Here is a 15,096-nt window from a genome sequence, read left to right on the forward strand (position 1 = left end):
GAACACGGTAAAAAGGAAGCTTTAACCATACCGTCTCACCGTAAGATTGGAAAGCAGACTACCTGTAATTTGAATTATATATCAGTCAATTGCCTGCTTTTCACCAGATTAGAAGCGATTTACTGACGTAACGTCACTTGTTCGCCAAGATCTACATCCGCCTGTTGAACAAGAAGGCATGCCCGGTGCCCGAGCGCAACCCGGGAATTAGGGAACACTACCGCCTCTCCGCCTGACAGAGAAAAGTACTCGACGTCCTCATCGCTTCCCAACAATTTCCCTTGTTCAAAGAATGTGAAATTGGCGAGCTCATCTGGGAAGGTAAAAGAAAATTGTTCTGAGTGTTTAATCAGTGTCCGAGTAACTTTATAGATTTTGAGCTCATCGTTTTGCCATTCAGAGGGAAGTTCCTGCTCGGTTACCAATGCAAGCAGAGCCTCATAAAATGGCTCCAGAGAAGACAAGTCGTTCTCGCCGAATTCTGCGACTTTTCCCAATTCCAACGTCAAGGCCTGAGCGGCATAATACTCCGCACTGTGCCAACTAAATGTTGGCGAAGATGCATTTGACATCAACACGGCTTCAATTCCGGCCCTCGACAAAAAGGAAAACAAACGGTTACTACGGGTCGGTTTAGCGGTAAATGGGCTAACCGCAAAGGTATAATGCTTTGAATCTCGAATAGCGCTGTGCATATCTAAATGCCAGCGGTCTTTATTCTCCGCTCTTGAACCGGCAAAAAAGTGACTGATTACCTTCTGGAGCTGATTTGCAACTTTACAGTCAACATTGCGCTCTTCATTGTGGCCTTTAAAAAGACGGTTCATATTTTCATCGATATAACGGGTCTGAGCATTGATGGCTTCCGGGTGACCGATAATCAATAAGATTCGGTGAGCCGGTATAACCCGCCCCTGCAAAACCCCTTCCGCTAACCTCTGCACCAACTCGATAGGACAGGTTTCATCACCGTGAATACCGGATGAAAGCACAATGTCTTTCTCTGTCCCCTTGATATTTGGTGGTGTCAACTGAAGCACACCACGCATTAACAGCTGGCATTGAACTCCGGATGAAACTGTCCATTCAGCGGTTTCAAAGGGTTGTGATAAATCCAGCGTCGCGCCTAGAAAGTCTCCGTCCCTGACCTGCCGTACTAACGCCATACATAACCTCCGTGTTATTACTGTTATTCAGTGGATGTCACTACATATCAATATACCGAAAGGTTACACTCTTGTAACATTATTATTTTAAGTTTGTGATATTCAATAACGGGAAAAAGATAGGAAAAAGAAGCTGGAAGGGAAAAGATATAAGAAGCAAAAAGGGAGCCGTGACAAACACAACTCCCCTTTCTATTCAACAGCTTCTATCTGACAGAAAGCTGACTAAGATTAACGGCACTCGGTAACTTTAACCGCTCTGACTTTCAGCTCTTCCGCTTTACAACCTAAATCTGACGTGAGCTTATCGGTGTCACCGAAACAGCCCATATCAAAACTGGTAAAGTAATCCAGAACACCGGTCGTTGAACGAGCACTTACCGGGCAACTGACCCGATAATGAACATCCACGCATCCTACCGCTTTAGGTTTCACTTTCGGTAACTGGCCACCAATGTGAATTTCACCATAGCAGTTCATCGCCCCCAAGCGTGTACCGGAAAGCAACTTATCAAGATAAGCCTTCTTGGCTTGCTGTTTAGCCAGTTTTTCAGCCTGCAACTGACGTTCCTTTTCCTGTCGCTGGCGTTCTTGCTCGCGCTGACGGGCCAATTTCTCCGCCTCACGCTTGCGAGCCAGCTCCAGCTCTCTTCTGCGTTCTTGTTCAGCCTTTCTTTTCTGCTCAGCTAAAGCACGTTGCTGATCTTCATAACGCTGTTGCTTGCGTTGCCACTCAGCCTCTCTTTCTCTGGCTCGACGCTGCTCTTCAAGATATTCACGTCGCTGTTGCTCCTGTATCGCATTGGCCTGACGTATCGCCGAATTAATTTCGAGATTCCGCTGTGCATTCCTTTCAGCAAGATCTGATAGTCCCTGCGACAAACCTTGCATGAATGTGTTCATCGCTAAGTTATCATCAGACTCCATTTCTCGTTCCATCTCAAGGCGGCGTAACCGTGCGACCTCTCGCTGTCTTTCGCGCTCTCGACGTTCAGCTTCGCGTTTACGCTGTTTAGCCAGTGCAATTTCCTTGGCTTCCAGTTTACGTTCGGACTCAAGATCATTCCTGACCCGCGCTAGTTGGGCTTTGTCTGATTCACTGTTCGCATACTCCGACGCTTCAGAAAGCTTCTCTTGCGCACATGAATAAAGACGACTTGAAATACAGCTGCTTGCCTGCCGTAAAGCTTCACGAAAATCCATGCGATCCAGTTCATCCAATTGGTCAAGCATGTCCAGCATGGCTTTCATTTCCTGCTCACTAGGCTGATTCGAGTCAGCGGCCTTGGAGTATGCATGATTTGTAACCGACAAGAGGCTGAATGCAACAATAACCGGCTTGATAAATGATTTCATTTTATCTCTTTGCATTATCGCCTCGCTTTCGGCTTAAGCTGATTTAACTCGAGGATGTTGTTCATAGTGGCATTCATCTGCTGTGTGGCAGCAACAACACGCAACCACTGTGATTTTTCCTGCTCGTCAATATTGATTACAGAAAGAATGCCAACCAATTGCTTACGAGCTTCATAACTCTTACATCGAGGTGTTGATGGCAACTCTGGAATGTCTGCATGCTCAGGAATACCCGGCAAACGGACTACCGGCTGGGTAAGTTGTTTCACAGGTCGTAACAGACAGGCATCAAACAGTTTGTTTTGCTCAGGGTTTAACTGACCGTGGATTTGATCGATCCTGGCCTGATCATCCAGATGCTTAAAATACCGTGTTCCTTCTGCCATCATCCGGCGCTCAGCACGAACAAAAGCCAACTCTTCCAGCAGAATCTGGCCATTAAGCAGGAACTTGTCATTCTTGAGCCGGGAATAGTAACGGTAATCCCGCTTGATATTTTTCATCCTCTGCTCTGGAGAAATGCTAAAGTAGCTTTCCATATCCGAGAAAGCCGGATAACTCATCGCTTCGTTAACTAAATCGACGGCATCACTATAAAACGACTCTGTGCTTGAGAAGTAATACCCCTGCTGTTCGGCTTTTTCTAATGAGTTGAGCTTGTCCCCCTGAGCCAGCGGTGACGTTCTGGCTGCAGCAAATAGCTTATCGGGACGGATGAAATCTTCGTTCAGCGCTTCATCGGTATTGATTTGCGGCATCAATGAGCGCAGATTTTGCTGTAACAAGGATGCGCAATTCTTACTGAAAAAGCGGTATTCCCCGGAATATCGCCAGTGGATGTCAGCAAGTTCCCTGACCATTTGTTCGCTTTGATGTTTATTCAGGTTCAGCGGCAATGAATAGACTTCCCGAAATTCGCTGATAGCGTAATCACGGTAAGCATCAATAAACGGAAACGCAAAAAGGTAGGCATTATATTGCCCGGACAGTGCTTTCACCGTATCCAGTTCAAACTCATCAATGTGTGCCATATAGCCGAGAACAAGGTGCTCGAAAACGTTAGTGTCACAACTCTCTTTTACTGGCCGTCCTTTTTCAGACTCGTCTTCAGGACAAATCACCAGGCGCAGTGCAACATGCCCGAAACGAGAACTTAAGTTCTTACCCTCTCCGGCAAAAAGCAGATGAATTTCACTGACCTGCTCCGGTGCTACCCAAGCAATCTTTCCGCCTTTATAGCGGTCAACGACAAAAAACGGAACTTTGTCCTGACATTTAAGAGCTGTCACCTGAACTTGATAACGCTGCTGAAAATAACGGGCGAAAACTGGCTGACGACAGGCAAAATCTGGCTGCAACAGATAGTCTGATAATACTTCAGCAAATGATGAGGCACCTTGTTCACTACCGCTGACAACCTCATCTAGCTGGTAAAAAGATTCATCAGCAACCAACACAGGATTATCAGCAGACTGAATAAGCTCAACCAATAATTTCTTGCCAGACAAAGGCTGTCTTTCCGATGAATTAGCCTGAGATATACGGGCCTGAGCCTCCTGCTCAATAGCAAGGTAAACATCAGCTGGGACAGCTGATAACTGTGCCTCTAGTAATTGCCAGTCGCTTGCTGAGATTGGTTTCGATACTTGCTGAACAGATTGTTGAGCACACCCTGCCAGTAGCAGGGTGATAATTATAATTAATCGTTTCATCGTGATGTCCGACTCACCGTGATGCTAATAGCGGGTCATCAGACTGTTCATTGCGGATCTGTTGCTGCTGATATGCTTTGGCCATCATTGAGTCAGGCTTGGCCCACGCTGAAGCATGCGCAGCTAATTGCTCCGAAAGGTATACCTGGCGGGTCATGTTAATTGGCGTTGAAATAACATCAAGCAAGGTACTCGAAGCTGAAACCAAAGGCCCTCCAAGAGTGATAGCGAAAGGATTTTCCTCCTCTGAGATAATTTCCATCCCACCCTCCAGGAAGCGGGTGTATGAAATGCCATCAATCTCTTTACGAATTTCTTTACGCTTGGCTTGAGCTACTTTCTGTTGTTTTACTTCATCGATTTTCTCTTGCCAATACTGAGCCTGCTCTGTACTTTGCTCGAAACCTTTACCAGTCTTATATCGCTTGCTTACAGATTCCATGGCTTTTACATTGCCTGCTTTAGCCGAAGTTAATTCAGCCTGTGCATTTGCAGACTCAATATTCTTGCGCCAAAGCTGAGCCTGCTCGTCACTTTGTGCGACTCCCTTACCTTCTTCATAACGCTTAACCAGTTTCGTCATAGCTGTTATGTTTCCGGCTTTAGCTGCTGCCAGATCCATTTCGGCCAGCACTGATTCGCGCTTCTGTTGCCAATAGCGGGCTTTATTCAAATTCTTTGCGATACCTTCGCCGACGGTATAACGCTGCACCATTTGAGCCATTGCGTCCACATCACCGCTACGAGCTGCTATCAAATCAGCTTGTGCGGCTTGACGTAATTGTTTTTCAGCCGCTCGTTGTCGTGCTTTTTTAGCACTCGCGGTCAACTCAACCGCTCCCAATACAACATCAATACGCTGAGGGACACCTTGAACAACATTTAGCTGTTTAACAAAAATCTGTTCATGTTCATCATCGACCTTTTTTTGCGCACGCAATGCCGACTTTCCAGCCTTGACCGGGATGTCCAGTTTTGGGCATGTGCCCTTATATTCGTTGTTAATAAAAATACGGGTTTCAGTGTCATTCTTATCGCATTTAACACGAACAATTGAATAACCGGCATTGGCTGTGCCGCTTACAATCAGTAAGCCTGACAACAAAAAGAGGCTGCGGGATAGTTTTTTAGAGTATGGTGGTTTCAGCATTATAATTATGGCTCCAGGCGTTGTTTTATCCATCGACGCCGGAATCATACGTACATTCCCACAAGCAATAATTGACTGGCATCATTATCGCCTCGCTGAATAGCGACACAAAACACTACACAGCAATTGAATGCCATTCCTTTATGTCATCAAAGTATGTATATACAGACAAGAATATTAAACAGGGGTGATTGCAACAGAGTGAATTGACGAGATATAGCAAGCTGTCTGTTCTTCAGATTCAAGGTAGGGAAAAGCAAATAAAAGAAAACCCAAGTGAGTCTACACACCTCACTTGGGTTCTGTTGTTATCGCACTTAAAACTGCTATTTTTCGATTTCGATACTTTCTACGCGAGCTTTAAGTTTTTGGCCTGGGCGGAAAGTAACAACACGGCGGGCAGAAATTGGAATATCTTCGCCCGTTTTAGGATTTCTTCCTGGTCGCTCATTCTTGTCGCGCAGATCAAAGTTACCAAAACCTGATAGCTTCACCTGCTCGCCATTTTCCAGAGCTTTCCTGATTTCTTCAAAGAAGACTTCCACCGTATCCTTGGCGTCCCGTTTGCTCAATCCAACATTCTCAAACAGGTTCTCAGCCAAATCGGCTTTTGTGAGCGCCATAGATAATTCCCTCAAGACTATGTTGAATGGATAGCAGACATAAACTTAGTTATATCCACTGCGAATTAGTCACTGGAAATAAAGGTTTTACTGGCGACTCACTATGCACCCTACGACGCCAGTTAAGTGCTTTATTCCAACTAGAGACAAGTTTAAGCCAACTAGCTGATTTCCGCCAACTTTTTTCGTTAATCTTGGTACTAAATTATTGTTTTTTAATAGCAAGAAAAGGCAAAAATCATGCACCTGGTTGTGCTTCTGATTCAAATGATGCAAAAATAACCACTGCAAAATCATTTGTATACCGCATAAGTAACTATATTCTAAGCCAGATTCAGTAAATACCCCTAAGTATCAGATTGTTATAATGTTTTAGATACAGATCAAAAAAAAGCAGCCCATAAGGGCTGCTTTCATAAAACAATGACTTAAAAAGCAATAAAGTTTTATCGGTTTAAGCCGTCATTGTCCGCTATTAGTCACGTAGTGAAGCACCGAAACGCTCAGCAAGTACTGCAACAATACTATCAACTGCACCAGAGATATCTGCTTCTTCAAGCGTACGCTCAGCAGATTGTAGTGTCAGCGCAATTGCAAGGCTCTTCTGACCTTCTTCGATACCTTTACCACGGTATACGTCGAACAGATTTACGTCTGTCAGCAGCTCACCGCCGTTTGCGCGGCAAACTTCAACAACGTCACCAGCAGAAACTTCTTCGTTCACTACTACTGCGATATCACGACGGTTTGCAGGGAACTTAGACAACGCTACGGCTTCAGGAATCACACGGGTATCAATTGCAGACCACTCGATTTCGAATACGATAGTGCGGCCGTTAAGACCAAACTTACGCTCAAGCTCAGGGTGAACAGTACCGATAACACCAACCTCTTTACCGTCAACAACGATTGCTGCAGACTGACCAGGGTGAAGTGCCGGGTGCTTAGTGGCTTTGAAACCGTATGTTTTCTCGTTAGCAGTCAGTTCAAGAATCGCTTCCAGATCACCTTTCAGGTCGAAGAAATCAACAGTGTTAGTGTCAATATCCCAATGCTCTTCGCTGCGAGTACCGGCAATGACACCAGCCAGCATAGGCTCCTGGCGCATACCATTTTCAGCAGTTTCACATGGAATGAAACGCAGGCCGTATTCGAACAGGCGAACTCGTGGCTGTTGACGCTTCTGGTTGTGAACAACTGTGTTCAGCAGGCCCTGGATCAGACCCAGACGCATTGCAGACATATCCGCAGAGATCGGGTTTGGCAGAACCAGTGGCTCAACGTCAGGCACGATTAGTTTCTGCTGCTCTGGCTCAACGAAGCTATAAGTGATCGCTTCGTGGAAACCACGGTCTACAAGCAGGTCACGAACACGTTTAAGAGGCTGGTTTGCTTCTTTGTGATCGTTCATTTTCAATGCCGCAGCAGGCGACTGATTTGGAATATTGTTGTAACCGTAGATACGACCAACTTCTTCAATCAGATCCTGTTCGATAGCGATATCGAAACGCCATGTCGGAGCTGTAGCAGCCCAGCCTTCAGCTGTTGCTTCAACAGACATACCAAGGCGCTCAAGAATCTCAACAACGTCAGCATCTTCAATGTGGTGACCCAGCAGGTTATCCAGCTTAATGCGACGTAGAGTTACTTTGTTCGGCTTAGGCAGATCAGCTTCAGACTCAACAGTTACAACAGGTGCAACTTCACCACCGCAGATCTCAACGATAAGCTGAGTAGCACGCTCCATTGCACTAGCCTGAAGAGCATAGTCCACACCACGCTCAAAACGCATTGAGGAGTCAGTGTGCAGACCGTAGCTACGTGCACGACCACGGATTGCGTCAGGTGCGAAGAAAGCACATTCCAGCATGATGTCAGTTGTACCAGACATAACACCTGACAGTTCACCACCGAAGATACCAGCCATTGCCAGTGCCTTATTGTGGTCAGCAACAACCAGAGTATCTGTATTCAGCACAACTTCTGAACCGTCAAGAAGAGTCAGCTTCTCGTCCTGCTCAGCCATGCGAACAACGATACCGCCTTCAATCTTAGCTAGATCGAATGCGTGCATTGGCTGGCCCTGCTCAAGCAGTACGTAGTTAGTGATATCAACAACAGGATCGATTGAACGGATACCACAACGACGCAGTTTTTCCTGCATCCATAGTGGAGTTTCAGCTTTCACGTTTACATTCTTGATCACACGACCAAGGTAACGTGGACATGCCGCTGATTCTTTAACTTCGATAGAAACTGTATCGTCGATAGACGGTGCAACAGCGTCTACTGCTGGCTCAGTTACGTCAGCACGGTTCAGTACACCAACTTCACGAGCCATACCACGGATGCTAAAGCAGTCAGCACGGTTTGCTGTCAGGTCAACGTCTACAGTTACGTCATCAAGACCCAGGAATTCGCGGAAATCAGTACCAAGTACCGCATCTTCAGCCAGTTCCATGATGCCGTCAGACTCAACATCAATACCCAGCTCGGTGAATGAGCAAAGCATACCGTGAGAAGGCTGGCCACGCAGTTTCGCTTTTTTAATCTTGAAGTCACCAGGAAGTACTGCACCAACAGTCGCTACAGCAACTTTCAGGCCCAGACGACAGTTAGGCGCACCACAAACGATGTCCAGCAGTTCTTCTTCACCAACATCAACTTTAGTAACGCGTAGTTTGTCGGCATCCGGGTGCTGAGCACACTCAACAACCTGACCTACTTTAACGCCAGTGAAAGAGCCGGCTACAGGCAGTACGTCGTCTACCTCAAGGCCAGCCATTGTAATTTGGTGAGTAAGTTCATCAGTAGTAACAGAAGGACTTACCCACTCACGAAGCCATGATTCGCTGAATTTCATAGTGTTTAAACCTCTGGATTACTTGAACTGTTTTAGGAAACGAAGATCGTTCTCGAAGAATGCGCGCAGATCGTTTACGCCGTAACGCAGCATAGTCAGACGCTCTACACCCATACCGAAAGCAAAACCAGAGTATTTCTCAGGATCGATACCTACGCTACGTAGTACGTTCGGGTGAACCATACCGCAGCCCAGTACCTCAAGCCACTTACCATTCTTACCTTTAACGTCTACTTCTGCAGAAGGCTCAGTGAATGGGAAGTAAGAAGGACGGAAACGAACTTCCACTTCTTCTTCAAAGAAGTTACACAGGAAGTCGTGCAGAATGCCTTTCAGCTGAGCGAAGTTTACGTTCTCATCAACCAGCATACCTTCCACCTGGTGGAACATTGGGGTATGAGTCTGGTCGTAGTCGTTACGGTATACACGGCCCGGTGCGATGAAACGGAATGGTGGTTTGCCATTTTCCATCGTACGAATCTGAACACCAGAAGTGTGAGTACGAAGCATCAGATCAGGGTTAAAGAAGAAAGTATCGTGATCTGTACGCGCAGGGTGGTCTGCTGCAATGTTAAGCGCATCAAAGTTGTGGAAAGCATCTTCGATTTCAGGGCCAGACTCAGTGTTAAAGCCCAGCTCACCAAAGAACTTCTCAATTCGCTCAACAGTGCGTGTTACAGGGTGAAGACCACCGTTTTCAATGCGACGACCTGGCAGAGTAACATCAATCGTTTCTGCAGCCAGCTTCGCTTCCAGCTCAGCACGCTGAAGCGCATCTTTGCGAGCTGCGATAGCTTGTTGAACCGCACCTTTGGCTTTGTTGATCTCCTGACCAGCTGAGCGACGCTCTTCTGGTGGAAGCTTGCCCAAGCCTTGTAGTTGAAGGGTTAGCTCACCCTTCTTGCCCAGATATTGGACGCGGACTTCGTCCAGAGCGACTAATGAATCAGCCTGCTCAATAGCTGCCGTTGCGTTGGCAATAATCTCGTCTAGATGTTGCATCGTTTCCTCATCCACCTTCAGGTGGCGTCCTTAAGGGAGATATAAATTCGCGTAACGATACATACTAAAGAAACATGCGTCTAAATCCAAATCGAATCGCATCAAAAAGGTTGTTTTGAGCGAAAAAAAGTCTCCTTTCTGCGCTTTATTGACTTTTCAGTTAAGTCGCTGTTCAATCAGTGAGAATTTCCAGAACTTGAGAAAAATGAAAATCAGCCCTGTCAGATACAAAAAAGGAGGCAAAGCCTCCCCCTCTTAAAATCATTATGACGAAAAAAGCAACCTCACTGTTTGCTAACAAACCACCCCACCAAAAACATCTTTTTCTTCCTGATGAGTCAAAGCTGCATAAATAGCCCACAACGTTCCTTCGATCATTGTATCAAGTGCCATATATGGTTTATCGCTCCCCAGAGCCTGCTCCGGTAGCAATGGCAAATGCATAAAGCCGGTACGAATATGTTGAAAAGCAGACAGAGATTCAACCTGATGCGTTACACCGTAAAACAAATGGTTACATACATAAGTACCGGCACTGTAAGAGACCGATGCAGGAATGCCTGCCTCTGAAAGGGTTTTCGCCATCAATTTTACAGGGAGCCGGGAGAAATAAGCCGTCGGCCCATTAACCGATACCTGTTCTTCTACTGGTTGATTACCCGCATTATCCGGAATGCAATAATCATCCAAATTAATAGCAACTTTCTCAAAAGTTATTTTTGCCCGTCCAGCAGCCTGCCCCAGCATTAGAACAGCATCCGGTTCAACAGCTTCAATTGCCAGGTTAACCTTAGTTACTGCATCGTACCTTACGACGGGCAACAGCTCTGTGTAGATTTCAACATCATTGGTCAAAGATGCCATTTCATTCATTTTATTATCTTTAAGGGCATCCAGGATTAAGGCTGATGGGTTGATACACCCTCCGCCAAAAGCTTCAAATCCTGTAACCAAAACACGTTTCTTCGCCACACTAACCTCCTTTTTCAGCTAGCAACATCATACAAGGCAATGTAATTAAGCCAATTATCACTAAAACAAATATTTGATCTAAGTCCGAAAATAACCCCAAACCGTAAACATTAAATATTAATAGTTGCGTTATTGAAAATACTCGCCTAAATTAATTGAACAATGTTTGATATTTATTCTTAAACAAGGAGATAGATGATGAGAGAACAAGATAAATATTGGCTGGTTTATGCAAAAGCAACTTTTATCATTGCTGTCATTGCCATGGTGATTAGTATCATTAAGTTACCCGGTGATCTTCTAGTTAAGGGCTACTACAGTATCTGCAGCCTGTTCCTTGTCAGCGCAACCATCACTTTAAGTAAAGCTGTTCGTGATGAAGCAGAATCTAAACGCCTGTTAAACAAGCTAGAAGAAGCCAAAGCGGCACAAATTCTGACAGACCTTGATGAGTAAGCTATGTCACTAGCGGCTAAAATTAACCTTCTAGCACAACAGCTTGCCTCTCTCCGGCAAGTTGTTATATCACTTGAAAACAACATCCAAGATGCTTACGAGCAACTTGAGTACAATCAACAGTTATTAAAGCAGAATGAAGAGCGTATTCAGTTGATCATGGATCAACTTGAGAGTCAGCGTAATAGTAAAACTTGTTTTAAAGCCAAAGTTCGAGAAAACCTCAGAATAAAACAAAAGCAACTTCAGTTAACGGAAAGCATTAACAGAAAGCAAAAAGGTCTAAAACAGCTAAATAATGAAATAGCAAAGACGAAACAAGTACTGCTTCGCTGGCGAAAACAACACCTATCGGAGTTACCCCAAATTCCGGCTCTCTCTACCAAACTGGAGCTCAAACAAAAATCAGCGCAACTGGAGCTGTTACTTAAAGGCTATGAAGTGAATATTTAAGAAAGGCAATAAAGGCTGATGGACAAAAAGCTATCGTCATCAATGATCCCGTGATTACAGACAACCTACCAAACGAAAAAAGGAGAGCCGAAGCTCTCCTTTCCCATCAAAACTGACTGAAATTACAGTGCAGCTTTTGCTTTTTCAACTAGTACTGTGAAAGTAGCTTTGTCGAATACAGCGATGTCAGCAAGGATCTTACGATCGATCTCGATAGATGCTTTCTTAAGACCGTTGATGAAGCGGCTGTAAGACATACCGTTCTGACGAGCAGCAGCGTTGATACGTGCAATCCATAGTTGACGGAAAGTACGTTTCTTGTTGCGACGGTCACGGTAAGCGTACTGACCAGCTTTAGTTACTGCTTGGAAAGCTACGCGGTAAACACGTGAACGTGCACCGTAGTAACCTTTAGCTTGTTTAAGAACTTTCTTGTGACGTGCACGTGCTTGTACACCACGTTTTACGCGAGGCATAGGAGACTCCTAACTAAATTAAAATATAAAACTAAAAACGATTAAGCGAACGGAAGCATACGTGCAACAGCTGCTACTTCACATGCAGGAAGGATAGCGTTTGGACGTAGCTGACGTTTGTTCTTAGTAGTACGTTTAGTCAGGATGTGACGCTTAGTTGCGTGCTTAAACTTAAAGCCACCAGCAGTTTTCTTGAAACGCTTAGCAGCACCTTTGTTGGATTTCATCTTAGGCATGATGAGACTCCGCATTGTTGATAGTTAATAACATAGTAATCAGGCGAACAAAAAGCGCTGCAGTTAAGCAGCGCTTTGTGCTACTTGAATGCCGTAATTACTTCTTCTTAGGGGCAAGCATCATCGTCATTTGACGACCTTCAACCTTACTAGGGAAGCTCTCAACAACCGCTAGGTCGCCCAGGTCATCCTTAATTCGGTTTAGAAGATCGATACCAAGACTCTGGTGGGCCATTTCACGACCGCGGAAACGCAGCGTTACTTTACCCTTGTTGCCCTCTTCTAAAAAGCGAGTCAGGTTGCGCAGTTTTACCTGATAATCGCCTTCGTCTGTACCAGGACGGAATTTAACTTCCTTAACCTGGATTTGTTTCTGCTTTTTCTTTTGCTCTTTAGCAGCCTTGCTCTTTTCGAACAGGTACTTGCCATAGTCCATCACACGACAAACTGGTGGCTCGGCATTAGGGCTGATTTCAACTAGATCTACACCAGCTTCATGAGCAGCACTCATTGCTTCTTCAATAGAAACAACACCAATTGACTCACCATCAATACCAGTAAGACGCACTTCGCGTACACCACGGATTTCGCCATTCAGACGATGTGGGTTTTGCTTAACTGGTGCTTGGGTTCTTCTTCCGCCTTTAATACCTTATTCCTCCACAATATTGAGCTTACGACTGCTAACTTCTTGCTGCAGGTAAGCAACAAGATCATCAATCTTAAATTTACCCAAATCTTTACCCTTGCGAGTACGAACTGCAATCTCGCCTGCTTCGACCTCTTTGTCGCCACAAACAAGCATGTAAGGCACTCGCTTCAAAGTATGTTCGCGAATTTTAAAGCCAATCTTCTCATTTCTCAAGTCCGCATTGACCCTAAATCCACTTTTTTGCAGTTTTTCGACTACTTGTTGAACATATTCTGACTGGCTGTCAGTAATATTCATCACAACTGCTTGTTGTGGCGCCAACCAAGTAGGGAAGAAACCAGCATATTCTTCGATAAGGATACCGATAAAGCGTTCCAGTGAACCAAGAATTGCACGGTGGATCATAACAGGCGTATGACGCTCGTTATCTTCGCCAACATAAGTTGCACCCAAACGCTCAGGAAGTGCGAAGTCTAGCTGAACTGTACCGCACTGCCAAGCACGATCCAGACAGTCATGCAGAGTAAATTCGATCTTAGGACCGTAGAATGCACCTTCACCCTCTTGGATTTCGTATGGGATCTCCATAGATTCTAGTGCAAGTTTCAGGTCTGACTCAGCTTTATCCCACATTTCATCAGAACCTACACGTTTCTCTGGGCGTGTAGACAGCTTAACAACGATGTTGTTGAAGCCGAAGGTCTGGTATGTGTCGTAAACCATCTTGATACAAGATGTTACTTCCTGCTGAACCTGGCTTTCAGTACAGAAGATGTGTGCATCATCCTGTGTGAAACCACGAACACGCATCAGGCCGTGCAGTGCACCTGATGGCTCGTTACGGTGACAGCAACCGAACTCAGCCATACGCAGAGGCAGATCACGGTAAGACTTCAGACCCTGGTTAAAGATCTGAACGTGACCAGGACAGTTCATTGGCTTAACTGCGTATTCACGGTTTTCAGAAGAAGTCGTGAACATGTTTTCTGCGTACTTGTCCCAGTGACCAGAACGTTCCCACAGAACGCGGTCCATCATCAGAGGACCTTTAACTTCCTGATAACCGTACTCGTTCAGCTTGTCACGTACGAATACTTCAAGCTCGCGGAATACAGTCCAGCCATTATGGTGCCAGAATACCATACCCGGTGCTTCTTGCTGCATGTGGTACAAGTCAAGCTGCTTACCAAGTTTACGGTGGTCACGCTTAGCCGCTTCTTCAAGACGGGTAAGGTGTGCTTTAAGTGCTTTCTTATCAGCAAAAGCAGTACCATAGATACGCTGAAGCATCTTATTATCGCTGTTACCACGCCAGTACGCACCAGCAACGTTCAGCAGTTTAAAGTGCTGACAGAAGCTCATGTTCGGTACGTGAGGACCACGACACATATCGATGTATTCTTCGTGATGGTAGAGACCCGGACGATCATCACGATCTACGTTCTCATCCAGAATTTCCATCTTGTAGGTTTCACCACGTGATTCAAATGCATCACGTGCTTCCTGCCAGCTTACTTTCTTCTTGATAACTTGGTATTTGGTCTTAGCCAGTTCTACCATGCGTTTTTCAATCACTTCCAGGTCTTCCTGGGTTAGTGATTGCTCAAGATCGATGTCGTAGTAGAAACCGTTGTCAATCGTTGGACCGATTGCCATTTTAACATCAGGGTAAAGCTGTTTGATGGCATGACCCAGAAGGTGAGCACAAGAGTGACGGATGATTTCCAGACCGTCTTCATCTTTTGCTGTGATGATTTCCAGGCTAGCGTCGCTCTCAATCAGATCGCAAGCATCCACGCGAACACCGTCAACACGACCAGCGATACAAGCTTTCGCAAGACCAGGGCCGATAGACAGAGCCACATCCATAGTTGATACAGGGTTTTCGAACTGACGCTGACTGCCGTCAGGAAGTGTAATTACAGGCATGTATATATCCTTTCACAGTGGTGCCACACACCAAGTAGCACATGTTGAAT

General features: G+C 45.5%; 14 protein-coding genes. 2 read left to right on the top strand and 12 right to left on the bottom strand.

Annotated features, from left to right (window positions below; all coding sequences use genetic code 11):
- Nucleotides 1–119: 119 nt before the first annotated feature.
- The 8 genes from astE to pcp form a co-directional block, all read right to left on the bottom strand.
- Nucleotides 120–1,166 carry a succinylglutamate desuccinylase gene (astE, locus tag AACQ93_RS10170; protein WP_064604724.1) on the bottom strand — a complete coding sequence of 349 codons (1,047 nt, stop codon included), beginning with the start codon at nt 1,164–1,166 and terminating at the stop codon, nt 120–122.
- Nucleotides 1,167–1,397: 231 nt separating this feature from the next.
- Nucleotides 1,398–2,522, bottom strand: a complete 1,125-nt coding sequence (locus tag AACQ93_RS10175) for a hypothetical protein (protein ID WP_064604726.1) — start codon at nt 2,520–2,522, stop codon at nt 1,398–1,400.
- Between the two features lie 14 nt (nt 2,523–2,536).
- Nucleotides 2,537–4,234, bottom strand: coding sequence for a lipoprotein N-acyltransferase Lnb domain-containing protein (locus tag AACQ93_RS10180; protein ID WP_064604728.1), 1,698 nt, complete (start codon nt 4,232–4,234; stop codon nt 2,537–2,539).
- A 13-nt stretch (nt 4,235–4,247) separates the two neighbouring features.
- Nucleotides 4,248–5,384 carry a tetratricopeptide repeat protein gene (locus AACQ93_RS10185; protein ID WP_064604730.1) on the bottom strand — a complete coding sequence of 379 codons (1,137 nt, stop codon included), beginning with the start codon at nt 5,382–5,384 and terminating at the stop codon, nt 4,248–4,250.
- A 326-nt stretch (nt 5,385–5,710) separates the two neighbouring features.
- A complete protein-coding gene (ihfA, locus tag AACQ93_RS10190) occupies nt 5,711–6,007 on the bottom strand; it encodes an integration host factor subunit alpha (RefSeq protein ID WP_007469861.1) in 297 nt (98 codons plus the stop codon).
- Between the two features lie 475 nt (nt 6,008–6,482).
- Nucleotides 6,483–8,870 (bottom strand): phenylalanine--tRNA ligase subunit beta, encoded by a 2,388-nt coding sequence (gene pheT, locus AACQ93_RS10195; protein ID WP_064604732.1) that lies wholly within the window; start codon nt 8,868–8,870, stop codon nt 6,483–6,485.
- Nucleotides 8,871–8,888: 18 nt separating this feature from the next.
- Nucleotides 8,889–9,872 (bottom strand): phenylalanine--tRNA ligase subunit alpha, encoded by a 984-nt coding sequence (pheS, locus tag AACQ93_RS10200; protein ID WP_036801340.1) that lies wholly within the window; start codon nt 9,870–9,872, stop codon nt 8,889–8,891.
- Between the two features lie 294 nt (nt 9,873–10,166).
- Nucleotides 10,167–10,844: a pyroglutamyl-peptidase I gene (pcp, locus tag AACQ93_RS10205; RefSeq protein WP_064604734.1), complete on the bottom strand. Its 678-nt coding sequence runs from the start codon at nt 10,842–10,844 to the stop codon at nt 10,167–10,169.
- 195 nt (nt 10,845–11,039) lie between these two features.
- Between pcp and AACQ93_RS10210 the strand changes: the two genes are divergently transcribed.
- On the top strand, nt 11,040–11,300 hold the full coding sequence (locus AACQ93_RS10210) for a YiaA/YiaB family inner membrane protein (protein ID WP_232323306.1): 261 nt from the start codon (nt 11,040–11,042) through the stop codon (nt 11,298–11,300).
- A gap of 3 nt (nt 11,301–11,303) precedes the next feature.
- Nucleotides 11,304–11,753: a hypothetical protein gene (locus AACQ93_RS10215; RefSeq protein ID WP_064604736.1), complete on the top strand. Its 450-nt coding sequence runs from the start codon at nt 11,304–11,306 to the stop codon at nt 11,751–11,753.
- Between the two features lie 122 nt (nt 11,754–11,875).
- On the opposite strand, the gene rplT is transcribed toward AACQ93_RS10215, so the two are convergent.
- From rplT to thrS, 4 genes are all read right to left on the bottom strand, one after another.
- Nucleotides 11,876–12,229, bottom strand: a complete 354-nt coding sequence (gene rplT / locus AACQ93_RS10220) for a 50S ribosomal protein L20 (protein WP_007469869.1) — start codon at nt 12,227–12,229, stop codon at nt 11,876–11,878.
- A gap of 41 nt (nt 12,230–12,270) precedes the next feature.
- On the bottom strand, nt 12,271–12,465 hold the full coding sequence (gene rpmI / locus AACQ93_RS10225) for a 50S ribosomal protein L35 (RefSeq protein WP_007469870.1): 195 nt from the start codon (nt 12,463–12,465) through the stop codon (nt 12,271–12,273).
- A gap of 97 nt (nt 12,466–12,562) precedes the next feature.
- Nucleotides 12,563–13,114 carry a translation initiation factor IF-3 gene (gene infC, locus AACQ93_RS10230; protein ID WP_051035882.1) on the bottom strand — a complete coding sequence of 184 codons (552 nt, stop codon included), beginning with the start codon at nt 13,112–13,114 and terminating at the stop codon, nt 12,563–12,565.
- Between the two features lie 3 nt (nt 13,115–13,117).
- Nucleotides 13,118–15,046, bottom strand: coding sequence for a threonine--tRNA ligase (thrS, locus tag AACQ93_RS10235; RefSeq protein ID WP_064604738.1), 1,929 nt, complete (start codon nt 15,044–15,046; stop codon nt 13,118–13,120).
- Between the last annotated feature and the right edge of the window lie 50 nt (nt 15,047–15,096).

It is taken from the genome of Photobacterium sp. J15 (assembly GCF_963870815.1).
Taxonomy (GTDB): Bacteria; Pseudomonadota; Gammaproteobacteria; order Enterobacterales; family Vibrionaceae; genus Photobacterium; species Photobacterium marinum.